Origin of the sequence: Streptomyces sp. NPDC002055 (assembly GCF_040296705.1) — a bacterium.
Lineage (GTDB): Bacteria > Actinomycetota > Actinomycetes > Streptomycetales > Streptomycetaceae > Streptomyces.
The window spans coordinates 13,417-36,559 of sequence record NZ_JBEOXS010000030.1 but is presented as its reverse complement, the minus strand read 5'-3'; the positions used below and the strand labels follow the sequence as shown (position 1 = coordinate 36,559).

At 72.9% G+C, this 23,143-nt stretch carries 18 protein-coding genes; 14 read left to right on the top strand and 4 right to left on the bottom strand.

Going from position 1 to position 23,143, the window contains the following annotated elements; translation table 11 throughout:
- Window positions 1-25: 25 nt before the first annotated feature.
- The 3 genes from ABT112_RS19865 (at window position 26) to ABT112_RS19855 (ending at window position 2,128) form a co-directional block, all read left to right on the top strand.
- The gene (locus ABT112_RS19865) at window positions 26-484 is read left to right on the top strand and encodes a cyclic nucleotide-binding domain-containing protein (RefSeq protein WP_351511307.1); all 459 of its coding nucleotides are present in this window, start codon (window positions 26-28) and stop codon (window positions 482-484) included.
- A 270-nt stretch (window positions 485-754) separates the two neighbouring features.
- Entirely contained in the window at window positions 755-1,189 is a 435-nt protein-coding gene (locus ABT112_RS19860) for a histone-like nucleoid-structuring protein Lsr2 (RefSeq protein ID WP_351511305.1), read from the top strand.
- A gap of 276 nt (window positions 1,190-1,465) precedes the next feature.
- Window positions 1,466-2,128, top strand: coding sequence for a hypothetical protein (locus tag ABT112_RS19855; RefSeq protein WP_351511303.1), 663 nt, complete (start codon window positions 1,466-1,468; stop codon window positions 2,126-2,128).
- 270 nt (window positions 2,129-2,398) lie between these two features.
- Here ABT112_RS19855 and ABT112_RS19850 read toward each other — a convergent pair whose 3' ends face one another.
- Together ABT112_RS19850 and ABT112_RS19845 are read right to left on the bottom strand one after the other, a co-directional pair.
- Window positions 2,399-3,049: a DUF4360 domain-containing protein gene (locus ABT112_RS19850; protein ID WP_351511302.1), complete on the bottom strand. Its 651-nt coding sequence runs from the start codon at window positions 3,047-3,049 to the stop codon at window positions 2,399-2,401.
- 660 nt (window positions 3,050-3,709) lie between these two features.
- Window positions 3,710-3,907 (bottom strand): cold shock domain-containing protein, encoded by a 198-nt coding sequence (locus ABT112_RS19845; protein WP_351511300.1) that lies wholly within the window; start codon window positions 3,905-3,907, stop codon window positions 3,710-3,712.
- Window positions 3,908-4,468: 561 nt separating this feature from the next.
- On the opposite strand from ABT112_RS19845, the gene ABT112_RS19840 reads away from it, so the two are divergent.
- Together ABT112_RS19840 and ABT112_RS19835 are read left to right on the top strand one after the other, a co-directional pair.
- Window positions 4,469-4,774, top strand: a complete 306-nt coding sequence (locus tag ABT112_RS19840; protein WP_351511298.1) for a hypothetical protein — start codon at window positions 4,469-4,471, stop codon at window positions 4,772-4,774.
- 593 nt (window positions 4,775-5,367) lie between these two features.
- Window positions 5,368-5,706, top strand: a complete 339-nt coding sequence (locus ABT112_RS19835) for a chaplin (RefSeq protein ID WP_351511296.1) — start codon at window positions 5,368-5,370, stop codon at window positions 5,704-5,706.
- Window positions 5,707-5,982: 276 nt separating this feature from the next.
- Here ABT112_RS19835 and ABT112_RS19830 read toward each other — a convergent pair whose 3' ends face one another.
- Window positions 5,983-6,513 (bottom strand): CHRD domain-containing protein, encoded by a 531-nt coding sequence (locus ABT112_RS19830; RefSeq protein WP_351511294.1) that lies wholly within the window; start codon window positions 6,511-6,513, stop codon window positions 5,983-5,985.
- A 383-nt stretch (window positions 6,514-6,896) separates the two neighbouring features.
- Here ABT112_RS19830 and ABT112_RS19825 point away from each other — a divergent pair, with 383 nt between their 5' ends.
- From ABT112_RS19825 to ABT112_RS19790, 8 genes are all read left to right on the top strand, one after another.
- A complete protein-coding gene (locus ABT112_RS19825) occupies window positions 6,897-7,370 on the top strand; it encodes an Asp23/Gls24 family envelope stress response protein (RefSeq protein ID WP_351511292.1) in 474 nt (157 codons plus the stop codon).
- 202 nt (window positions 7,371-7,572) lie between these two features.
- The gene (locus ABT112_RS19820; protein WP_351511290.1) at window positions 7,573-8,574 is read left to right on the top strand and encodes an SDR family NAD(P)-dependent oxidoreductase; all 1,002 of its coding nucleotides are present in this window, start codon (window positions 7,573-7,575) and stop codon (window positions 8,572-8,574) included.
- A gap of 413 nt (window positions 8,575-8,987) precedes the next feature.
- Window positions 8,988-9,335, top strand: a complete 348-nt coding sequence (locus ABT112_RS19815) for a DUF3140 domain-containing protein (RefSeq protein ID WP_502975393.1) — start codon at window positions 8,988-8,990, stop codon at window positions 9,333-9,335.
- Window positions 9,336-9,583: 248 nt separating this feature from the next.
- Window positions 9,584-10,462, top strand: coding sequence for a hypothetical protein (locus ABT112_RS19810; protein ID WP_351511289.1), 879 nt, complete (start codon window positions 9,584-9,586; stop codon window positions 10,460-10,462).
- Window positions 10,459-12,675 (top strand): CHAT domain-containing protein, encoded by a 2,217-nt coding sequence (locus ABT112_RS19805; protein ID WP_351511288.1) that lies wholly within the window; start codon window positions 10,459-10,461, stop codon window positions 12,673-12,675. Before ABT112_RS19810 ends, ABT112_RS19805 begins: the two co-directional genes overlap by 4 nt.
- Window positions 12,672-17,993: a hypothetical protein gene (locus ABT112_RS19800; RefSeq protein ID WP_351511286.1), complete on the top strand. Its 5,322-nt coding sequence runs from the start codon at window positions 12,672-12,674 to the stop codon at window positions 17,991-17,993. The genes ABT112_RS19805 and ABT112_RS19800 overlap by 4 nt, the downstream gene beginning before the upstream one ends.
- Window positions 17,990-19,375: a hypothetical protein gene (locus tag ABT112_RS19795; protein WP_351511284.1), complete on the top strand. Its 1,386-nt coding sequence runs from the start codon at window positions 17,990-17,992 to the stop codon at window positions 19,373-19,375. Before ABT112_RS19800 ends, ABT112_RS19795 begins: the two co-directional genes overlap by 4 nt.
- Window positions 19,376-19,576: 201 nt before the next feature.
- Window positions 19,577-20,059 (top strand): hypothetical protein, encoded by a 483-nt coding sequence (locus ABT112_RS19790; protein ID WP_351511282.1) that lies wholly within the window; start codon window positions 19,577-19,579, stop codon window positions 20,057-20,059.
- Window positions 20,060-20,450: 391 nt separating this feature from the next.
- On the opposite strand, the gene ABT112_RS19785 is transcribed toward ABT112_RS19790, so the two are convergent.
- Window positions 20,451-21,317 carry an MBL fold metallo-hydrolase gene (locus ABT112_RS19785; RefSeq protein WP_351511280.1) on the bottom strand — a complete coding sequence of 289 codons (867 nt, stop codon included), beginning with the start codon at window positions 21,315-21,317 and terminating at the stop codon, window positions 20,451-20,453.
- Window positions 21,318-22,111: 794 nt separating this feature from the next.
- Between ABT112_RS19785 and ABT112_RS19780 the strand changes: the two genes are divergently transcribed.
- A complete protein-coding gene (locus tag ABT112_RS19780) occupies window positions 22,112-22,918 on the top strand; it encodes an AfsR/SARP family transcriptional regulator (RefSeq protein WP_351511279.1) in 807 nt (268 codons plus the stop codon).
- Window positions 22,919-23,143 lie beyond the last annotated feature (225 nt).

Genomic DNA, 23,143 nt, shown 5'->3' with positions numbered 1-23,143 from the left:
CGTCCGGCGGCAGTGAGGATTCCCGATGAGTGTCCCCACCGGAGTGCTGAGCAATATGTCGGACGTCCACCGTGAACGTCTGTTGGAGCTGGCCAGTGTCACGCTCATTCCGGCGGGCGTGCGGCTCTTCGACGAGGGGAGCCGGGCCGACCGGTTCTGGGTCATTCGACGGGGCGGTGTGGCGCTCGATGTGCATGTCCCCGGCCGCCGCGCCCCCGTCGTGGAAACGCTGGGAGAAGGCGATCTGGTCGGCTGGTCCTGGCTCGCACCGCCCCGGCGCTGGCATCTCGGCGCCCAGACCCTGACCGAGGTCGAGGCGTTCGAGTTCGACGCGGAGGCGGTGACCGGCCTCTGCCGTGACGAGCCCGCGCTCGGGCTCGAGCTGGTCACGGCGGTCGCCACGGTCATCGGGCACCGGCTCGCCGCATCGCGCAGACGCCTGCTCGACCTCTACGGACCGGCCGGCAGCGGGCCGTTGCTCTGACCGGCCCGCCGGAATGCGCGGGGCCGGACGTCCACACGGTCACCCGGGGCAGCGTTCCGCGGCGACGGTCCTGAAGGGGTGTTCTCCAACTCCCGTAACCGGTAAGCGCTTACGTGTCGGGAACGCACTCCGTTCCGTGTTCGTCCTTCCTCGGGAAGGTCACGATTTCTGCGGTCAGGTTCGTCGATGGCGGTGGCTTGTTCGTTCAACGGATGACAATATCGTCCACGAGCTCGCGATTTCCTGGGAATCGGAGCACCATCCTTCTTCATGCCGGAGGCGCCGGCCCGGGTCGGCGCCTCTCTCTATGCGGAGCAGATTCAGCAGCGGCAGGCAACGTCCATGGGCCTGCCGGAAAGGACCGACACAGTGGCACAGCGCGTGATCACCCTCATTACCGACGACATCAGTGGGGAGCAGGGCGACGACATTGCTACGCACGTTTTCAGCATTGACGGCATCAGCTACGAGATCGACCTCGGAGCCGACAACTACGACAAGCTCCTTGAGGCCATGGGGCCGTTCGTCAGCGCGGGCCGCAAGATTTCCGGCTCCCGTCGTGGCCAGGGCAAGCGCGCCCAGGCCTCCGGTTCGAAGCCCGACCCGGTGAAGGTCCGCGAGTGGGCCAAGGCCCAGGGCATCGAGGTCAGCATGCGCGGGCGCGTTCCGAAGGACGTCGTGGAGAAGTACGAAGCCGCCCACTGACCCGGCGGAGACGGAGCTCCCGGCACCGGCGCGTGCCATTGCCGGGGGCTCCGTCCCGTTCGGTGCGAATACCGCGGGGCGGCGCGCGGAGGGCCTTCGGGAATTCCCGTTCCGCCGCCCCGCCATCCGGGGCTCATCCGGTCGTGGGACCGGGTGGGGTGTTGGGGTGGAATCGTGGGGAAAGCCAGCGCGGCTCACGCGTGCCGGTGGTCCGGCTGCGGAGGATCGGCTATCGCGAACATCACCGATCTCCATCCGGACCCTTGGGAGTAACCGATGCACCCCCGTCTTCCCCGGACCGCTCTGGCCGCCATGACCCTCGTCGGAGGGCTGGCCGTCGGCGCGCCGGCCGACGCCGCCGCGGCGGACCCCGTGCCGCCGGCCACGGCACAGGCGAGCACCGCCCCGGCCGCCGCCTCCCCGGCGGACGCGGCCGCCGCCATGACTCCCGCGGGCACCGCCCAGGCCGCCACCCCGGCGGGGACCGCCGGCGCCACGACTCCGGCTGCCGCCCAGGCGCCCGAGGCGAACTGCACCGTGCTGGTCAGCGACCTCGACGTGGACGTGAACGGACGGACCGCCACCACCAAGGCGCACTGGGACGTGACCTGCCGGCAGCCCACCAACGTCACCGTCGAACTGCGGGTGTCCGCCCCGCACCGCTTCCAGCGGCCGACCAAGGGCACCTCCGGCACCCGGTTCACCGGCGATCTCTGGACCGCCGGCACGGTCGACCCCAGCGAGCCCCGGCAGACCGCGCTCCTGACGATCCGTGAGAACGGCACCGTCGTCGGGGAGCAGATCCGCAAGTGCGCCAAGAGGACCGACGGCACCGACTCCTGCTATCAGGCCGTCGGCAACGACGCCCTGATGGTGATGGCCGGGGAAGCCGCCGCTTCCCCGGCCATCGCCATGTCCGGGCTCCCGGACGCCGGGTGACGGCAGGCGCGTCAGGTGCCGTCAGCGCCTGACGCGCCCCGCGCGTCGCCCGCCGCCGGTGCAGCACCGGGGCTGAAAATCGGCGGTTGAACCACCCTGTACGGATCACTCGACAGTCAGTGCTCCATGGCAGTGGGAGCACCGGCACGGGCAGAACTGGGGCGAACGGCTGTCAGTGCCTCTCGGGTGGACGGCCGCTGCCGTGGGGAGCGGCGGCCGTCACCACTCACCCCCGCCGGACGCCGTCGAGTGCCCGCCCCCGTCACGCGCTCAGTTCTCCGGGCACTCCTTCCAGGCCAGCCGGTAGACCGTGTTGACGCTCGCGTCGGTCGAGTCCATCGCCATGAAGCTCGTCTTCTGCGGGTTCGACGTCCCCGCGTTCACCCGAAGTTCGGTGTTGATGTTGAAGTTGCGCCGCTCACCGCAGGGAGCCCAGACCAGCGCATGGATGTCCGTCACGTCGGACGTCTGCCAGTCGTCGTTCAGTGGCCCGGTGAACGTATGTCTCGCATCCGTGGTGTGTGGCGACCCCTGGAAGTAGTAATTCGCCTTCTGCAGGCCCGTCGCGCCGCGTTCCAGATGGGCGAAGCCGCGGTAGTCGGCCGCGGCTATCGCGTAGGTGAAGCCCTGCGGAACGTGGACCCGCAGATTGAGCTGACAGTTCTTCCGGAACGCGGTGGGATCCGCACCGCCCCCCGCCTTCGCCATGTAGTCGCTGTAGGTCACGGTGAACGCCGTGTTGTCGGGAGCGACGGCCACGGCCGCTGTGCCCTCGGGGCACCCCGAACCGTTGACGGTGGCGAGCTCGACGACGATCTTGTCGGGCGGAACCGGAAGCGTCGGAGCCGGGCTTGTCTGGAACGAGAGGGGTGAGGCGAGCAAGGCCGCCATCGCGCTTCCGGTGATCGCCATGCTGGGCATGGGGAATCCTCCTGACCGTGGTGGTGGGCGCGGTGTGTCCGCGTGGGCCGAGTTGGCGGCGCTCATGTCACCACAGGCGATTGCCGCTGTACATGGCGTGACCGAAGGAGGGGCCGGCCGGGCGGGCGAACCAGCTTCTTTCCGGTCGGCCGCGCAACGGCCGAAACCCATGACCGGTACCTCCGGTTCCGGAAAGGGAGCGGCGGTGCGGCGGGCCTTGCCCGGGGTGACGGGCCCGTCCGGACCCGATGTCCCCGGACGGGCGCGAGGAGTCGGCGGAGCCCCATGCGGAATCCGGCCATCGGCGTTCTGTGTGGGACGCACGTTTTGGCCGATGTGCGTGAGTACCCGGGGGCCGGTGAGAAATGGCCGGAGCAGTACACGGGAAGCTCACGGGAAGCGCACCGGATGCCCTGCGGACACGCCGTCGACCGCCACGGGGGACTCCTGCCCGCAGCGGCCGGCGGTGCGCGCCGGGATCGCGTTTCCGCCCTCGTCGCCTTCCCCGGCATCGGCGCCCGGACAGCCGCCCGGACAGCGGCCCCGACAGCCGCCCGGCACGGCTGCCGGCCCTCGGGGGCCGTCCGGCGGCGAACTCCGGTCCCTGTCACCGGAGCGGACCCCCGCCACCGGGATGCAGCAGTCCGGCGCGGTGCGTTGTCAATCGTCGAGAAGACGGATGTTGTCCGCTCGGCGGCCGTCCGCATCCAGGGTGATGTCGAATGCCACACGGTCACCGGCCGTCAATAAGCGGTCACCACCCCGTTGAGCGACGACGCAGTACTGAACGGCCACTTCGGCCTCGCAGCCGTCGGGCACAATGGCGCCGAATTGTCCGGCGTCGTCGAACCACTTCACGATCCCCTGGGGCACGGGCGTCCATTTCTGGTGAGCCGGTCGTGCGGTGCACGCCGCGGTGGCCCGCGGGGCCGGTTGCCGCGCGGGACCGACGCCGGGATCTCCCGAAACCGACGGCGGATACGAGTCGAGAGTGGCCGGCGGCCCGATCCGGTTTCTTCCCGGCGGACGATTCACACGCGCGGCTGAATCCCCGGACCCCGCCCTTGAGCTCGTGATCGAAGTCCCGCATGCTGACGGGCCCCTTCGCAGGATCCGTCAACTCCTGCGCCCCGACGTCCTGCCGCTGTACGGGATTCGGACCGGCTGAGACGCCGACGGCGCCGTCCGGAAGCCCGGCCGACGGTCAGCGGCCGACGGCTTCCGGGAATTTCTCGGGGATCCACCGGCAGCTCCGGTACACAGGGCGGATCGTTCGGAACGAGATTTATTACGCCGTTGGGATGGCCTTGTACGGCGCCTGGCGCAAATAGCTGAGCGACGGTTAGCCCCCGCCATGGGCGGCGGTAATACTCGATTCGTTCTTCCATCCGGAGAAGAACCGAGAACGGAGAGAGACACATGCGCACATCCATCAAGGCGTCCGTGCTGGCGATTGCCGCCGTCGCGGCCCTCGGCGTCTCCGCCACCACTGCCACCGCCCACGAGCGTCACGCCAAGGACGGCGACCTCCAGGCCAACATCTGCGGCAACACCGACCAGACCGCCTTCGCGTTCGACGAGGCCGCTCTGGCCGACGTCCACCAGGAGGCAGAGGGCCCGGTCTTCTGCCAGAACGGCGAGAACAACACCGCCATCAACTACGCACCCGAGGTCAGCCTGGTCAGCCTCGGTGACCTCGACCTCGGCGCCCTGCCGATCCTCTGAGGCTTCTCGCCCCGGGGCGAGGGCGGACCCACCGGGCCCTCTCGAAACCGGGGCGGCTGCTGCGGCGGCGACAGAGTTCGGAGCTCCGGTCCTCCGGCCACGGGTTTCCCGGTCCGGACGAATTCCCTTCCGCGGCGCGGGGCGGAATGCATTGAGCGTTGTGGCGTGAACGTGCGGCGGGCTCAGGTGGATCCCGCACAATCCCGCGCAAGGGACCGCGAAAGCCACGGGGCGCGATGCCCGTAAAGGCTCCACAGGGGAGAAGCACATCCGCTTCCCGGGATGTGTTTCTCCCCTTGTCGTGTCTCGGTGCGGGCGCGGACGCAGGCCCGGAGACAGCCGGTCCGGGCCTGGGGACCGCGGGCGCACGGGCCCTCCCGGGGCTGCCGGGACGGCCCGTGCGCCCGTACGTGAGCGATGGGGTGGACGGCGTGTCCGGCGCGTTGTGCGGACCGCGGAACACGGCCTCCAGGCGGGCGCATTCCTCCGGGGCCATTCGGGTGATCGCCGGTTACTCCGCGGCGTCGGGGACGTTGGGTAGGTAGCCGCTTCGGACAGCGGCAGCTTCACACGCTTACTGAGGGAGTTTCGTCATGAAGGCGATCAAGAGCATCGCTGTTGTCGGAGTGGCCGCCGGAATGCTGGCGGCCGGCGCGGGTGCCGCTTCGGCACACGAGGGCGACAAGGCCAAGCACGACGACAAGAGCCGCCACGCTTCGAAGGCACACAAGAAGAGCACGAAGGTCGTCAAGAAGCGGGTCTACATCGAGGACGACAGCGTCAAGGGTTCCGCCTTCGGCTCTCCCGGCTACCTTTCCGGGAATGTCACGCAGGCCGTCACCGGCCTCGACACCAACGCCTGCGGAAACACCACCGACCTCGGTGCCGGAATTCTCAACCCGGCATTCGGAAACACCTGCGTGAACCGCTGATTTCGTGCGCACGATTCATTGACCGATGTACTTCGGGCGTATCGGAGAGGGAATGCACATTCCTCTCCTCGGCGTCGGTCAATGGGAACGGGCCCCCGGTGCTCCAGCCGGGGGCCCGTTTGTGACCCCGGACCCGTCCCCTCGCCCCCGTCGCCGGGGTGAGAGCGGCTCCCGTCCCCAAGGCTCGCGACCTGCCCTCACCAACCATCCTCACCGGAAGGGTTGAGGACCTTCCCATGGGATGCGTGCACCGCATCCGGCTGCCGCCGGATGCGGTCAGAGCCGCCAGCGGATCGCCCCCTGGGGGTAGGGCTTGTTGCGGATCACGATGGAGAAGCCGGAGGAGTCGTCGACGAAGTCCGCGAGCTCCTGCTCCGTCAGCACGCGGTCCGCGTTGGCCGCGGTCTGGGTGGGCCGGGCGGTGATGCAGCCCTCGGAGGTGCCTCGTGCCGGTGTCCTGAGCGTCACCACGACGGGGCCGGTCGTCCTGCCGCTGCCGGTGTGCAGCCGGGCGGAGGTCGGCGTGGCGACGTTCCGCACCGTCAGTTCGTAGCAGAACACGCCGTCCTTGACGCGGTACCAGAAGCGGCCGTGGGCGTCCGGGTCCTCAGCGGCCCGGGCGTCCTGCCGGGCGTCGAACCGGAGGCTGCCGGTCTCCTCGGGGAGACCGCTGTGCGGTCCGGCCGGGACGGCCGCGGTGCCGGCGCGGGCACCGGAATCGGGGGAGGCGCCGGCGGGTGAGGCCGGTGCCACGAGGGCGGCGACGCAGCAGGCCATGGTGAGTGCCGTGCCGGTGAGAAGGCGCATGGACCTCTTCGATTCTGTGTCGTGCGGGCGCGGGCGGGCCGCGTCCGGAGGCTTCGCTGTCCTGGAGGGCCCGCAGCTCGCTGGTCTGCCGACCCTGATCGCAACAGAGAGCACCAGACCATCCCCAGCACTCCGGACCCGGGATGTTCCGGCATTCTTCGCTCGAAAGAGGGGCGAATCATCGGCGCAGGGGGACCGGAGGCGTCCGGCCGGCCCATCACCGGTCATCCGGGCGGTCTCCGCCCGTCGGCCGCAGCCGAGGCTGCCCCGCGGAGCCTCGACGCGCCGAGGACGGGCACCGCGCCTAGGGTGGGAGGTGGCCCGGATACGCCGACGAGGAGGCTGCCGTCCGAGGGCAGCTTCCCCGGAGAGAGGTGGCTGTTATGGGCGAACAGCTCAGCGCGACACAGACGGAATCCGGTGGCACGCGCGCCGCCGGGACGCAGACCGGACAGACGAAGGTCACGGCGCGTCCCGCCGAACGCGGCAGGACCACCATCGCCGACAGCGTGGTGACGAAGATCGCGGGGATGGCGACCCGCGAGGTACCCGGCATCCACGCGCTCGGCGCCGGCATGGCGAGGACCCTGGGCGCGGTACGCGAGCGGGCCCCGGGCGGGCGCCCCAGTGTCACCCGCGGGGTCAAGGCGGAAGTCGGCGAACGCCAGACGGCCATCGACCTGGATGTCGTCGTCGAGTACGGAGTCTCCATCACGGACGTCGCCGCCGATGTGCGGGAGAACGTGATCTCCGCGATCGAGCGGATGACGGGGCTGGAGGTCGTGGAGGTCAACATCGTCGTCGACGACGTCCACCTCCCCGACGAGGAGGAACCCGAGGAGACCCGGGTCCAGTAACGGGCCGGTCCGCCCGTCGGCGCACCCGCGCCGGGCAACCACGCCACCCGCCGCCCCGGCGGCGCGGTGCGCCCGGGCCTGCCGAGTGATCGCCCCGCCGGGCGGTGACCCCCGCTGCCCGGCGCACCCGCCGGACGTGCCGGGTCGGAAGGTGCCGTGTCCGGCGGGGACGGGCGCCGGGAGCGCAGCTGAGGAGGGGCCCATGTCCGACCTGCGAGGGCTGTCCGCCGTCGTCACCGGAGGATCCCGGGGACTGGGGCTGCTGCTGGCCAAGGAACTGGGGCGCCGCGGCAGCCGGGTCACCGTGGCCGCCCGGGACGGTCACGAACTGGCGGAGGCCGCCGAACTGCTGCGCACCGGGTACGGGGTCACCGTGCACACCGTCGTCTGCGACGTCCGCGACGAGGACGCGGTGGGCCGGCTGATGGCCGAGGCCGCGTGGCACGGCGGGGGCGTCGACATCGTCATCGGCAGCGCGGGGATCATCCAGGTCGGGCCGGTGGGATCGGTCGGCGTCGAGGAGTTCCGGGACGCCATGGACACGATGTTCTTCGGCGCTCTCAACACCTCCCTCGCGGCCCTTCCCTACCTTCGCAACAGCCGGGCCGGCGGACGGCTGGCGCTGATCGGCTCCATCGGCGGGCTGCTCGCGGTGCCGCACCTGCTGCCGTACTCGTGTGCCAAGGCGGCGATCGGCACGCTCGCCGAAGGGCTGCACGAGGAACAGGCACAGCACGGGGTGAGTGTCACCGCCGTGCATCCCGGGCTGATGCGCACCGGATCCCATCTGCACGCACGGTTCGCCGGCGACCCCGACCGGGAGTTCGCCTGGTTCGCCGCGGTCGCCGGGCTGCCGCTGCTGTCCATGAACGCAGAGCGGGCCGCCGACCGCATCGTGGAAGCCGTCGAGCGCCGTCGGCCCCGGCTGGTGCTGACGCCGATGGCCCGCATCGGTGCCCGGGTCCACGGTGTCGCCCCGGTCGTCACGACCCGGCTGAGCTCCCTGCTCGCCCGCGTGCTGCCGCCGGGTGACGGTGCGTCGGGCGGCACGGTGGAGGGGTCGGTGGTGGCCCGTACCGGACGCGTGGCGCAGGCCCGGCTGGTCACGCTGTTCAGCCGCCTGAACGGCCGGGCCGCGGAGCGGTTCAACCAGTGCGGCGCGGTCCCGGCCGGGCCGGGGGAGCGGGCCCGCCCTTCCTCCTGACGCGGAGAGTCCCCGACGGTCCACGATGGGGTTTGTTGCCCGCTGCCCGCTGCCCGCTGTGCGTCCGCGACCGTTGCCCGCTGTGCGTCCGAGGCGGCTCGGCGGGGCCCGCCCGGCAGTCGGCGTCCTCGCGCGACCCGGGGCCGTGCTGCCGGCCGGGTCCGGCCAGGCCGTTTCCGGTGGGCCTCCCGGGGCACCCGCCCGAGCAGGGCGTGTCGCACGGGTCGCCCCGACCGGGCCGCGACGTACGGTGCACAGACGTGCGGCGGGGCGCGGAGTCGGCTGTGCGGCGGGTGTGCGGGGCCGGCCCCGGGTGAGGCCGTCGCGGACCGCGCGGTCGTCGTCGGCCCGGAGGGCGCACCGGTGACACGTCCCTTGACACGGCAGTCGGCAACAGGCCCTGGGGAGTGACGGTGGCGGAGATCTCCGAGTTCGAGATCGAGGCGGTGTGGGACGAGTTCCACCGCGTGGTGAACATGACGTCCACGGAGCTGAGCGCGTTCCTGACCACGGAGGCGGCAGCTCGGGAGGACGAGGGGCTCCCCGCGGACGCCGCGGGCTCGGAGGACGGACAGCAGGTCCTGGCGGTGCTCCAGAAGCGCCGTATGGATCTCACCGACGACGATGTGCGGCTGATGCTCCGCGTGGTCGACACGGTCGACGACCACCGCGATGACCACGAGGCCGATCAGGGCGAGAACAGCACCTGGCGGCGAAGGATGATGCTGGTGGGGCACGACCCGCTCAAGCCACGCGCCTGACCGTCCGGGCGCGCCGGTCGCCGTACGGCAGCCCGCAAAGGAGGAAGACGCGCCGGGGGCGACCGACGAGAACCGATCGATAGCCGTCGGACTCGGCCAAAACTGATCCGCCTTCCGCTCCGGATGTTCACTTTTCATCCGAACCTTGCGCACCGTGCCCGAGCGGTCACATTATGGCAAGAAGCGCTGTTAGCGTGCGGGCCGATGCAACCGGGGGAAATCGGCCGCGAGCGGGGGGATGACGGGGCATGCAGAGAACATTCGAGGCGTACCGCGACGCCATGAGCGACTTCTGGCCGGACTGGTGGCTCAGCTGGCCGCTCAGCCGGCGGGTGGTGCTGGGCGACGTCCTGGTCCACGACGGGGACGCGGTGCGCAGCGCGGGCACACTGGCCGAGCGGGGCGTGGCGTTCGCCACCCGCACGCAGCCGACGGAGGATCACTTCGTCTACGACTCCGCCGGTTCGGCCAAGGTGAATCTCAAGGCGGCCGGCGCGACCGACGCCGCCTTCTCCTCGCTGGCCCAGGCCGAGGCGGGCATCCGGGTCGAATTCGGCAGGGACGCCGGTGTCCTCGCGGTCTTCAACGGCCTGACCCAGAGCGGTGTGGCGGACACCCGCCGGCTGGCCTCCGACCTGGCCGCCCTGATCTGGCAGGGCAGGTGGGACCCGGCGCTGCTGGCGGTCACGGAGCTGGTGCACGTGGGGGCGGGCACCGTTCTCTCGGCAGCGGGTTCCGGGGCCGAGGCCGAACTCAGGCTCTCCGCCGGACTGGGCGCCGGCCCGGTGCAGCTCGCCGACCTCGCCACAGGGGCCGCACTCAGCAAGCGGAACCGGCTGGGGCTGGAGTGGGTCGGCCGGGAGCTGACCCCCTTCTACCGTGTCGTCCGGATCCGCCGCAGCTGGCTGGGAAAGGTCTCGGCCGAGTACGACCTCGCGCAGCCCGGCCGGGGCGCCGCGCCCACCCCGGTCCCCCCGCTGCTGCTCGCGGAAGCCCAGGAGGATCCGGCGACGGTGCTCGAGACCGTCGCCGTCGCCGAGCAGCCCGCCCCGTCCGACACCGGTGCCGGTTCCGATACGGGCCCGGGGAGCCAGGAGGGCTGCGGCGACCACGGCCATGGATCATGACTGCCGCCGCGGCCGGGGGCACCTGCCCGGCCGGTGACCGCGCCGGCGCGGTCCTCTCGATCCAGGCCCTGGACGACACCCCGGGCAGCCCGCTGGAGGTGCGGCTGCGCGCCGCCGACGGCACCGAGGCCCGGCACACCGTCACCGCCGGCGCGGCGGACCTGCTGGAGGGCCCCGCCGACCGCTGCCCCGCCCGCCTCGACGGGCTCTTCGACCCGGGCGTCCGCGAGTCCGAGCGGGAAGCTGCGGGGGAGCTGATGTACGGGGCCCTGTTCGATGGTCCCGTCGCCGAGCTCTGGGACGGACTGCGGCCCCGGCCCGGCGCGAAGACACCGCTGCGCGTGCGGCTGGAGATCGGCCCCGCCCGGCTCCGGGTCGTCCCCTGGGAACTGCTGCGCCGCGGGCCGCAGTGGCTCTGGCAGGACGACCGGCTGCGGCTGCTGCGGCACGCCGGAGCGGAGGCGGCGGCCGACACCCGGGACTGCCGGGGCGAAGGGGAGTGCCCCGTGTGCCCGGGCGAGGCCGAGCTGGGCCCGCTGCGGATCCTCGTGGTGGTCTGCAACCCCCGGGACCGCACGCTCCTCGCCGACGAGGAAGTGGCCTCCATCCGCGGCGCGTTCGCCGACCGGCCGGGGCGGTGCGACGTGGAGGTGCTCGACGGCCCCTCGAAGGCCGGGCTCTCCCGGGCGATCGAACGGCTCCGTCCCCATGTGCTGCACTTCATCGGACACGGGATGCCCCGTGGCGAGGCAGGATCGGCGGCGCTGGTCTTCAACTGGGCCTCCGCCCCGGACACGTTCGCCCCGCGTGGCGCGCCCGGGAGCGGGCCGTCGGCGGGCGGTGCGGCCGCGGCCGCAGCACCGGGCTGGGAACTGGACTCGACCGGGGTCACCGAGCTGGCCTCCTGGCGGCCCGGGCTCGTGGTGCTCAACGCCTGCCGCAGCGCCGAGGATCCGGCGGACCGGCTCGGGGGCCTCGCCGACGCCTTCCTCAGGACCGGTTCGCGCGCCGTCATCTCGATGCAGGCGGACATCCGGTCCCGGGTCGCGGTGGCCTTCTCGGCCGAGCTCTACCGGCGCCTCGGGGCACAGGAATCCCTGGAGGACGCGCTGGCCGCCACCCGGCGCCGGCTCCGCACGGAGCCCACGGCGGACGGCTCGTGGGCGCTGCCCGTCCTCACCACCGTCTGCGACCCGCAGCTGGCCGTCCCCGTCAGATTCGCACTCGCCGACGAGTCCCTGACCGATGTCCTGCTCAACAAGCAGTACGCGGACCTGCGGCTCTTCCTGGGGCGCTCGGCGGAACGCCGGATCGCCTGGTGGTCGGTCGACGGCGACGGCCGGGACCGGCGCGGCAGCCGCCTCCTCGTCCTCACCGGCGAGACGCACTACTTCCCGGATTACCGGATCGGCAAGACCTGGCTCGCCCACTGGTGGCTGCTGACCTGCGCCCTGCGCGGTGAACGGGCCACCTATGTCGACCTGGCCGCCAGGGACCTTCCCCGGCCCGGGCCCGGCAGCCCGCAGCGGCGCAGCACCCACAAGGACTGGCTGGACACCGTCCGGGTCGTCCGGGAGGCCTGTCTCGACCCGGTTCAGCTCACCCCCATGCCGGAAGCGGTGTTCGCCGACTCCTACGAGCCCTTCAACCGCGCCGTCCGGGGTCTGCCCGCGAGCTCCGCCGAGCCGGTCAGCTCGACCGTCGACGAGTGGCTGCCGTTCGACGAGGACAGCAGCCGCCCTGATGCGCGCCGGGCGGAGATCTTCGCGGGGCTCCTCGCGGTGCTCCGTGCCTCGGCCCAGGAACAGCCGCACGTCATCGTCATGGACAACGCGGACGTGATCCTGCCGGAGGCCTTCGAGCAGTTCGTCTACCCGCTGCTGCTGCGACCGGTCGCCCTGGACGGCGGCGGCGCGGTGCGCTTCGTCCTGGTCGCCGAGCCCACCTGGGTCCACCGCTCGCTGCCGGCCGAGGACGAGATGCTCCGTCAGCAGGTGTCGCTGGAGGACTTCGACGCCGGGGAGTTCCACCGGCTGGCCCGCGAGCACTGCTTGCGCAGCGGGCTGCAGTTCGAGTGGTTCGAGCAGGTCTTCGAGGCGGCGCGCGGTAAGTTCTGCAACGGCACGGTGCCCGTGGGACTGTTCGGGAGGCTCTGCAGGATCTTTCCCCCGGCCCAGTTGAAGGGCGCGCGGATGTCGGAGGAGGTGCTGTGACCGACCCGACCGAGGAAGCCGCCGACGACCCCGTCGCCGAGCTCGTCCGGCGGCTCATCGCCGGCGAGTCGCCGGAGGCCATCCGCCGCTCCGCGCTACCGGTGGAGTGGGGCCCCGTCCTGCGGGCCGCGGCGGCCGCCGCGGTCTTCGACAGCACTGTCTACGACCAGCTGCTGCGGCCCGCCGGCGACGGCCCGGCCGCCCCCGACCTGCCGGATCTGGTGGCGGAGCGCCTGGTCGTGCCGCTCCCCGGCGGAGAGGGGCGCTACCAGCTCGCCGACGAGGACCGCTCGCACTACCTCGCCCGCTGGTTCGACGGCACCGACGGCACACCCCCGCCCGCACTGCGTTCCCTGGCGGGCGCGCTGGCCGCCCACTGGCGGGAAGCGGGGGACCGCACCGAGGAGCTGCGCCACCTGCTGCTGGCCGACCCCGCCGCGGCGGCCGAGCTCTTCGACGTCCTGTTCGAGGAGGCCGACCACGACCGGGACTTCGCCCGCTGCCAGGACCTCGTGGACGTCCTCACCGACCCCGACCGCAGCCCCTACACCGACTCCGGCGCCGCCGCCCTGGCCCTGGACCGGAGCGGCTATCTGCGGGCCCAGGCGTACTGGGCGGCCGACTACGCCCGGTCCGCGCTCTACCGGGAACCGGCGGGCCTGCGCGAACAGGCCATGGAGCTGCTCGGGGACGACGGGCCCCGCGTGCTGCAGCTGTACGCCACCGGGGGCGCGGGCAAGACGATGGCCCTGCGCTGGCTGGTCTCCCGGGTGTGCGTCCCCGCCCCCCGGGACGTGGCCTGCGCCCGCCTGGACCTCGACGTCCTGGACCCGGTCAACGCCGCCCGCCACCCCTGGCTCCTGCTGCTGGAGATCGCCGACCAGCTCCAGCGGCGGCTGCCGCAGCGCTCCTTCGAGCGCCTCGACGAATTCGCCCCCTACCGGCGGCTGTTACGCAGGCAGTCCACCGACGCCACCGCCAGCGCGGCCCACGCCCTGCGCAGCTCCGGCGCCCGCTTGCTGAGCGCCACCGTCACCCGGCAGTTCGTCAACCGGCTCAACCGGCTGGAACACCCCGGGCCCGTACTCGTCGTCGTCGACACCATGGAGGAGGCGGTCCTGCGCTCCGACGGGGGCGCCGACCGCCTGCTGCGCTTCCTCGGTGAGATCGTCCGGGCCTGCCCGCGGCTCCGCCTCGTCCTCTCCGGCCGGTTCGACCTGGGGCGCCGGTGCGCCGAGGCCAGCCGGACGCTCGGCCCCGCCGCCCACCACGAGCTGAAGCGCTTCTCCCCCGAGACCGCGGACGGCTACCTGCGCGACATCCGGGGCGTCACCGACCCCCGGCTCCGAGCCGTGGCCGTCGCCCGCTCCCGCGGCCTGCCCTTCACCCTCGCCCTCTTCGCCGACACCATCGAACAGGAACCCGGCATCACCCCGGAGGAGCTGGCGGGCAACCACGAACCACTCGTCCGCTATCTCGTCGACCGGGTGGTGCAGCGGATCGAGGACCCGGCCGTGCGCTGGCTCCTGCGGTACGGCGTGGTGCCGCGCCGGCTGCGGTTCGAGCACCTCACCGACGTCATGTGCCGCCCCCTGGCCCGCGGGATGAGCGTGCCCGGCGACGGTGACGACCCCCGGAAGGACCGGCACCACCTGCGCGGCCGGGACGACGTCTTCCCCTTCGACCACGGCGCGGGCTCCCGGGACGAAGCCCGTCCGTTCGCCCCGCCGCAGCTGGAGGCCGACGAGCTGAAGCGCACCTGGCGCCGTCTCCTCGGCTACGCCGGACAGGCCTCCTGGATCTCCGACGTCAGCGGGGACGAGCACACCGTCGTCTTCCACAGCGACGTCCGGGCCCCGATGCGCCGGCTCATCGCCGACAAGCCCGTCTTCCGCGAACTGCACCTCGCCTTCGCCCGACGCTTCGAGGAGCGGGCCGAGAGCAGCCCCGCACAGTGGTCGTCGAACCTCGCCGACGCGCTCTACCACCGCTTCCAGATCGGCGACCCGGAGGCCGTGGACCGCTGGCGCGGCGCCATCCACCGCGCCCTGGACGACGGGGCGTTCGAACGCGTCCGCGAACTGGCCGGGGAGGTCCTCGGCGAGGAGTACGTCGACGACGACGGCCGGCCCCGGCCCGGACCCCACGGGCGCCCGCTCGTCGGCTCCGACGTGCTGCGCGAGGCCCACCAGCACCTCGCCTACGCGGCCTTCCGCACCGCACTGCGGGACGAGGTCGACTCCTCCGACCCGCTGTGGTCCGAGACGCAGCGCCACGCCTCCCGCGCGGACGCCTACCGCCGCCCCGGCCGCCCCGACGCCCGGGACCCGCGCCGGACCGCGGTCCAGGCGGCCCTGCTCCGGATCCACGGACAGCACCGCGAGGCCGCCGAAGCGGTGTGGCAGGCCCTGCGGGACCATCCCGACCCGGTCCGCACCCTCGACCTCTGGCGGGTGCTGAGCGACTGTCACGCCGACGACCGCAACCCGGGCGCCGCCGCGGCGATTCTGGAGGCCCTGGGCCGGCGGGCCGGGGACCTCGGCGACCTGGACATGGCCGAACAGGCCGCTCTCGCGCTCGCCCGGCACCACAGCCGTGCCGGACGCCTCGACCAGGCCCTCGACTGGTGCCGGCGAGCGGTCGACGTGCACCGGTCCGCCGCCCGGAACGCCGACGGCCGGGCCGCGCTGGAGGAGGCCTTCCTGCTCCTCTCCCGCCACGAGCCGGCGGCGGCCCTGAGTCGGCTGGCGGAGGCCCGGTGGGCCGACCCGGCCCACCACTCGACGGCGGCCCGGCTCCGCGCGCGCTCCGCATGGCTGCTGGGCAGGGCCGTCGCGGCACTCTCGGCCCTGGACGAGGCCGAGCGGCACGCCCGGGGCATCGACGGCACCGCCCGCTACCGCCACCTCGCGGAGACCGAACAGCTCCGCGGCGCCGTCCTCGGCGAGCTGAGATCCGTCGAACGGGCCGAGAGCTGCTTCCACCGTGCCACCCGGCTCTGGGCCGAACTCGGCTATGTGGACGGCCATCCCGAGTGCCGCTACCTGCACGCCCGCTTCCTGGCCGACGAGGTGGGCGACCTGCGCACGGCCGCCCGCGTCGCCTCGCCCACGCCGCAGTCCGCCCCCGACGGCGTGGACCAGCCCTCCGACGGCAACGGTCCCGCCCCCGACGACACCGCCGCTGTCTACGACCTGAAGGCGGCGCTGCTGCTGCGCGCCCTCCGCAGGATGGCCCCGGACCTCGAACTCTCCGGCGGGTCCCGCCCCCCGGCGGACACCGGCAGCCCCGTATGCGCCCCGCGGGCCGCCGTGGCCGAGGACCGGGCCTCGCCGAGACTGCTCGCCCTGCGCCTGCTGCTGGAGCACCCCGAACCGACACCCGAGGCCGCGGCCGCGCTGGAGTCCGCGGTGGCGGCGCTGAGCCCCCCGCAGGCCAGAGTCGCCCTGCTCGCCGAACTCCGCGACGACCTGTGGGCGGACGGCTCGGGCGGCGGCTCGGCCTGGTGGGAACTGCTGCGCCCGCTCCTCGCCCCGGCGCCCGCCACCGCCACCACGGCCCAGGACACCGTCGCCCAGCGGCTCGTGCTCGCCGGGTACGACGCCACCGGACCGCTCGCCGGGGACCGCAGCCCCGTGGCCGGCGCGACGGCCCGGCTCGAAGCGGCCCTGCAGCAGGCCTGCCGGGAACTCGGGGAGGACCGGCTGCTGACCGTCTGGCGCGGCACCCAGGCACTCCTGCGCAGCGGCGCCACCACGCAGGCGGCCCGGCTGCTGCCCCAGCTCCATGCCGCGGGCGGCGACTTCCCCCATCTGCGGGGCGTGTGCCTGCTGTACCTCGCCGAAGCGCCCGGCCAGATCCCGGGACAGGCGGCGGACCTCATCGAGAAGGCCACGGAGCTGACCGGCGCCGTACAGCGTCCGACGGCGTGGGCGGCCCGGCTGCGGCTGCACCGGGCGGAGCAGGCCCGGGACGACGCGGCGGCCGAGCACGCCCGGCGCATGCTGCGCGAACTCGGCTGGCCCGCCCCCGGCCGGGACATCCCGCCGGTGTCCGGTCTCCTGTCGCGGCGGCCCGGGGAGCACGTCGTCCCGGTGGTCTGGCCCGACGGGCTCGACCAGCAGCGCATGCTGTCGTCCGACGATCTGCTCGCCGCCGACTGGCAGGACGTGGAGCCGCTCATGCGCGGGGTGCTGGCCGCCCGGGGCGGAGCCGGGCCGGACCGCAACGCCGGTGCCCTGCGCCTGGACTGCGACGACCCGATCGTCCACGCCCTGCCCTGGGAGCTGGCCCTGCGCTCCGACCCGCCGGAAGGCCGGCCGGGAGGCCGCCCGCTGCCCGTCTACCGCAGCCTTCCCCGGGCGGCCTCGGGACTGGAGGCCCGGTGGCTGCGCTCGGCGGTCGTCGATGTCGTCGGAGAGGGCGCCCCCGCCGACAACCGGCCCGGATCCGGGGCGCAGTCCGATGCCCTGACGAAGCTCCGGCGCGGCATGTCCGACGACGCGGTGGCCGCCCTCGCCACGGTGGCCACCGCGTCCGCCGCCGCTGCCGCGGCGGTCGCGGCGGCGGCACTGCCGGCCACCGCGGGAGCCGCCGGCCTGATCGCGCTGATCACCGCGTTCCGGATGCGCCGGCGACGGCAGCTCAGCCCCGGCGTCCCGCAGGTGGCGACGCTGCGGAAGGAACTGCCCGCGCTGCCCCGCGGGGTGCGCCACTCCCACGACATCGTGGCCGCCTACGAGCGGGCCGGATGGCGGGTCCTCGACGTGGAGGCCGCCGGTCCGCTCGTACTCGCCGCGGCACCCGGCAGCCGCGCCGCGGTGATCCACGTCCACGCGCCGCTCCGCATCCACCAAGGCACCCCGTGCTTCGACCTGTCCTCCTACGCCGAGGACCGGCCGGCCCGCCGCGGAGCCACCGGCACCGACCTCTACCCCTTCCAACTGGCGCACTGGTTCGAGGCGTTCCCCGCCGGAACGGAACCGCTCGTGGTGCTCGACCCGCCGCGCCCCGCCTCCGACATCGACGTCGGACGCCAGCTGGTGCTGCGCAACCTCTTCGCCGCCCTGCTGTTCGCCCACGGCTCGGTACCCACCGTCGTCGGCGCCGGGCTCGACCGGGCGGGCAGTCTCCGGACGACCCGGATCCTCGCCGGCTGCCTCGCGGACGGGGAGTCGCTGGCAGAGCTCAGCCACCGGCTGCACGACGGCACCCTCCCGGACCGGCCTGCGGGCAACCGCTCCTGGCGGGCCGGGGAGTCCCTGGCGATCGCCGCGACAGCGATCTTCGCCACGCCCTCGGCCTTCGAGGCCCCGTGAAGCGCCGGCCACCGGCCGCCGAGGCCGGTCTTCCGCCACCCCGGAGCGAGGACGCCGCCGGGACGTCGGGGACCGGGAGCACGTGGGCCGGGGCCCGGCACGCGGCGGAGCTGCACGACGGACTCCAGGGACTCCGCGAGGAACTGCTGCTCTGGACGGAATACACCCGCCCGGGCGGCCCCCTGCAGCGGAACCACAGTCAGTTCGCCCGGATCGCCGCGACGCTCTCCGGAGCGATCTCCGCCACCCAGGAGCGGATCACCGTCCCGCCCCCGGCCGACCTGCCCGCGGAAGTCCTGGATCTGCACCACATCTGGGACTACTTCCGGAGCAAGCTGCTGCTGCGCCACATCGCCTCGCACGCCACGTTCCTGACGGTCGCCGACGAACTCGCCTGGTCCGGCTACCGGGCCGCGCTGACGGCGGCCGGCGGGGCCGAGGTGCCCAAGGAGCCCCCGCTGGTCTGTCTGCACCGCGACGCGTCACCCCGCGCACACCGCAAGGGCAGCCAGTACCGCGATCTGCTGCCCCGGGGCGGCCTCCACACCGTGCCCGGATCACACCTGGTGCGGCACCTTCCCTTCCCGGTCGTCCAGTTGCCGTGGTCCCACCGGAACCATCTGCCGGGCCTGCTGTTCGTCGCGCACGAGGTCGGCCACCACATCCAGGACGACCTGCTGCGCGCCGAGACCCTGCCGTCCCGCCTGCGGCACAGCACTCCCGACGCGTCCCGGGCCGCGCTCTGGAACGACTGGGCGGACGAGGCCTTCGCCGACATCTGCGCCTGCCTCATGGCCGGTCCGGCCTACGCCGCCGTGCTCGCCGACTCCCTCGCCGTTCCGTCCGGCGGCAGCGGCAGCGGAGCGGACCGCTACCCGCCACCCCTGCTGCGCCTGCGGCTCTGTCTCGCCGCGCTCCGGGTCGCCGGGCACGGCCCCCGGGAGTCGGTGACCGCGGCGGTGGCCGAGTTCCTGGCGGGCCGGGAGGACGAGGACGCGGAGGCGCAGGCCGTGGCCGAGGCGCTGCTGTGCGATCCGTACGAGGAACTGGGCGGGCGCCGCCTGGCCGACGTCCTGCTGCTCACCCGGCCCGGGGAGGGCGAATCCGCTGCCGGACGGCTGCTGGCCGGGCGGGAGTCGGGGACCGCCGGGGCACCGGCCCCGGCACTGGCGGGTGCGGCGGTCGCCTTCGGCCGGGACCCGGGCGGTTACGCCGGACGGCGGGTCCACCAGCGGGTGCTCGACGAGGTCGCCGCGGCCGTTCCGGAGGGCATCCGCAATCGTCCGGGGGCCAGGGGCGCGCCCGATGACGCCGCACTCGGGCGCATGCTGCTGGACGCCGCCCGGGCGACCCGGGAGCCGGCGGGCGCCGCCGCGGACTGACGTCCGGTCATCCACCATGGCCCGGTGGCGGGGTGGTCCGTGCGCGCGGCGCCCGGTGACGGTCTGCCGGGATCCGGCCGCGCGATGTGGGGGAGCGGTGAACGGCCGGAGTCGAATGTGCGTACCACTCGGTGCACGTCAGCACCTTCGGGGCGCGCGGCGTCATCCACGCGCCCTGTCGGATTCCGGGAGGAACAGCACATGAACGACCAGAGCAGCCTTCCCCTGCACGCACTGCCCGACGGGGAAGCCGAACTCCGCGTGGTGCTCCGACTCCGCTGGGAGGACGTGGCGGCACTGGGCCAGGAGGCCGGCCGGCTCGCCGCGCATCTGCAGCGCCCGGTCAGCCTCGACGAGGCCGCCAGCCATCGCCTGCGCTCCCGGTCCGCCGCCCCGTCGCGGGGAGGACAGGAGAGTTCCGGGTCGCCTGCCCCGAAGAACGGGCAGGAGAACCTCGGTCCGACCGCGGTGCAGAGCACACCGGACCGCGGCCGGCCCCCGCTCCCGCCGTCCGCGCCGACAGCGGGGACCCAGTCGCCGATCGAACAGGCCCGGCAGGCGATCGACAAGATCAACGGGTCCGCGCCCACCGCGGCGCCGCAGCCCGCCCCGGCGGCGTCCACGTCGTCGCCGCAGGATGCCCGCGCCGGGGCGGAGCGGGTGAACGGAGCTGCCCGGCAGTAGCGCTGCCGCTCCGACGGTGTCGCGTCGGAGCGGCCGGCCGCCGGGCGGACGGGCCGCCGGGGCCGGAACGGCCGCGACCGCGGGCGCCGTCGGCGCACGGTGCGGACCTGTTCCCTTGCCCGGCGGCCGGGCGGATGCGCTACCGGCTGCGCGTCCGATCGGTCGCCACCGGACCGTCGCGGTCCGGTCGCCGGTACGGGCCCGGACGGCTCCGGCGGTCCGTCACCGTTCACAGCGACCGACCCGTGCTCGGCCCCGCGCCGCAAGCCGACCTCGCCCTCGCCCGTCGATCCGGTGGAGACCACCGGGCCCCTGGAGACCACCTGGGTCCTCTGGAGACCGCCCGGGTGCTCGTCGTCTCCGGAGACGGACCTCACCCGGGTCCGGTCCGTCACGCGTGGCAGGCCGGAAGCCCCCCGTGCAGGGTGACCATGTCCTGGAACGCCGCCACCACATCCAGCGGCCCCGCCGGGGCCAGACCCGCCTCCTCGGCACAGGCCCGCACCAGATTGGCCACCAGCCGCTCGCTGTCCAGCAGATGGCCGAACGGTCCCGGTCCGGCCGTGCGGGCCAGCTCCAGCGGAGTGAGCCCCTCCGCCAGTCCCGACCGGGCGACCGAGCGCACCCAGCGCAGGTAGTCCGCGTTGGTGTCCAGCAGCTCCGGCCCGCCGACCGGTCCGTGCCCCGGTACGACGTGCAGCGGTTCCAGGGCCCGCAGCCGGTCCAGGACCCGCAGCGAACCGGTCAGCGACCCCATGAGGACGAACGGGGTCGCCCCGGAGAACACCAGATCACCGGTGAACAGCACGCGCTGGTCGGGCAGCCACACCACGGCGTCGCCGGCGGTGTGGCCCGGCCCCAGGTGCAGCAGTTCCACCCGGAAGCCGGAGACCGGCAGCGTCATCCGGTCGCGGAACGTGACCCGGGGGAGGCTCAGTTCGATCCGCCCCCACTCCACTCCCGGCCACAGTCCCTGGAGCGCCAGTCCGTGCTCCGCCATCTCGGCCGCGGCGCGCTCCTGGGCGACCACGGTGGCCTCCTCGGCGAAGAGGTGGTTCCCGAACGTGTGGTCGCCGTGGCTATGGGTGTTGACGACGAGCGTCACCGGCCGGGAACTCAGCGCGCCGACCTTCTGCCGCAGAGCCCGGGCCCGTGCCTCGGTGGCAGCGGTGTCCACCACGACGACACCGTCCCTGCCGAGCAGGATGCCGGCGTTGTTCAGGCACCAGCCGCCGTCCGGCTGGAGATAGGCGTGCACGCCGTCCGCGATCTCCCGGACCTCGTGCGACGTGGGGGCCGGCCGTGCCGCGGGGACCGGGTCTGACGCCGTTGCCGGGCTCCGGCCGCCGCTCACGACCGGCCTCCGGGGGCCGTCGCCGGGCAGTGCGGGCCTGATTCCCGTCCGCTCCCCGGGCTGCCGGGGGCGGGAGGGGCGGCCACTGGTCCGCCGGGTGCCGGCTGCCGTCGTGGCACCGCGCGCTGGTGAGCAGAGATCATGACGATCCGTCTCCTTTCTGCTGCCGCCATGGAGCCCGCTGCCGCCATGGGGGCGCGACACCGTGTCAGAGCTCGCCACAGAAACGCTCAAGACAGCGGGCCGCGTACACGGAACGGGGACTGACGCGGCACCTTTCTCTCGAATATCGAAATGACTGTCGAAAATAGCGGGCCTTTAACCCGTGAAGCTCCTGCAGGACATCCTTCCGTCATCCCGAACATGAGTGGAATGAGTCATTCCGATTTTTACTTCCGGCTAACATGGGCACACGATGAAGGGCGCCGTAAAGCTCGAGGCGCCCTTGACATAGTTGAAGGTGGTCCCGGTAGGATTCAGGCGATACGGCGTCAAAAATATTGCGATGGCATCTCGGTGGAATCTGCGTCCATTGATGCATCGAACAGAATTTTCCTTCGCGGTTGATCCGTACGGTCGCGAAGTCTGCACGGCGACGGAACGTACGCCTTCTCAACTGCATCGATTTTCTCGAGTCGACGCCGAGGCGTATGTGTTTCGGGGGGAGAACCAACATGGACATCGGAATTCTTGGGCCTTTGGCAGTTCGGTCCACGGGCGGAGAAGCGGCGCCGACCGCTCCGAAACCGCGGCAACTGCTGGCCCTGCTGGCGGCCCGCGCCGGCCAGGTCGTCCCGGTCGATCACCTGGTGGACGAACTATGGGAGAGCGATCCGCCGGCCAGTGCCGTCACCACGGTGCAGACGTACATCGTGCTGCTGCGGCGCTCGCTCGCCAGGGCCCTGCAGATCAGCGCCGCCGAGGTCGCCCGCGATGTGCTGCCCTTCACGGGCTGGGGCTATCGTCTGGCTGCGGACCCCGGAGCGGTGGACGCCAGTGTCTTCGGGCGGTTCGCGGAGCTGGGCCGCCGTGCTCTGCTGAACGGCGAGAACGACAAGGCGTCGCTCATGCTGCGCCGGGCGCTGCGGATCTGGCGCGGCCCGGTCCTCGCGGACGTACGGGTGGGGCCGCAACTGCTGGCCCACCGCATCAGTCTCGAGGAGAACCGATTGAGCGTGGTCGAGCAGCGGGTGGAATCGGATCTCCGGCTGGGAAAACACCATGAGTTGATCGGCGAACTCTCCGGTCTCGTGGTGCAGTACCCGCTGCACGAGAATCTCTATTCGCTCTTCATTATTTCGCTGTACCGCGCGGGCCGGCCGGCGCAGGCGCTGGAGGCCTTCCGCATACTGCGCAAAAATCTCCGGGAAGAGCTGGGAATCGATCCTTCCTCGCGTGTGCGGGGACTTCAGCAGGCGATTCTCCGGTCGGATCCCTCACTGGAGTCCAAGAGCAGCTCCGGACTCTTCCTGCTGGAACTCGGACCCTCCGGACATGTGGCGTAGATCGGGCGCACCGGCACCGCTGCGCACAGCATGACACGCTGCAGCCGGAACGCCGGAACGCCGGAACGCCGGAACGCCGGAACGCCGGAACGCCGGAAGCCGAAGCAGTGGATGCGGAATTCGGGGCGGCAGGACGCAGTAGAGCAGTGCAGCAGGACGGCCGGGGGCGATCTCTTGTTCGGTGACCGGATCTCCGGCCCCGAACAACGCCCCCGGCCGCGCGCG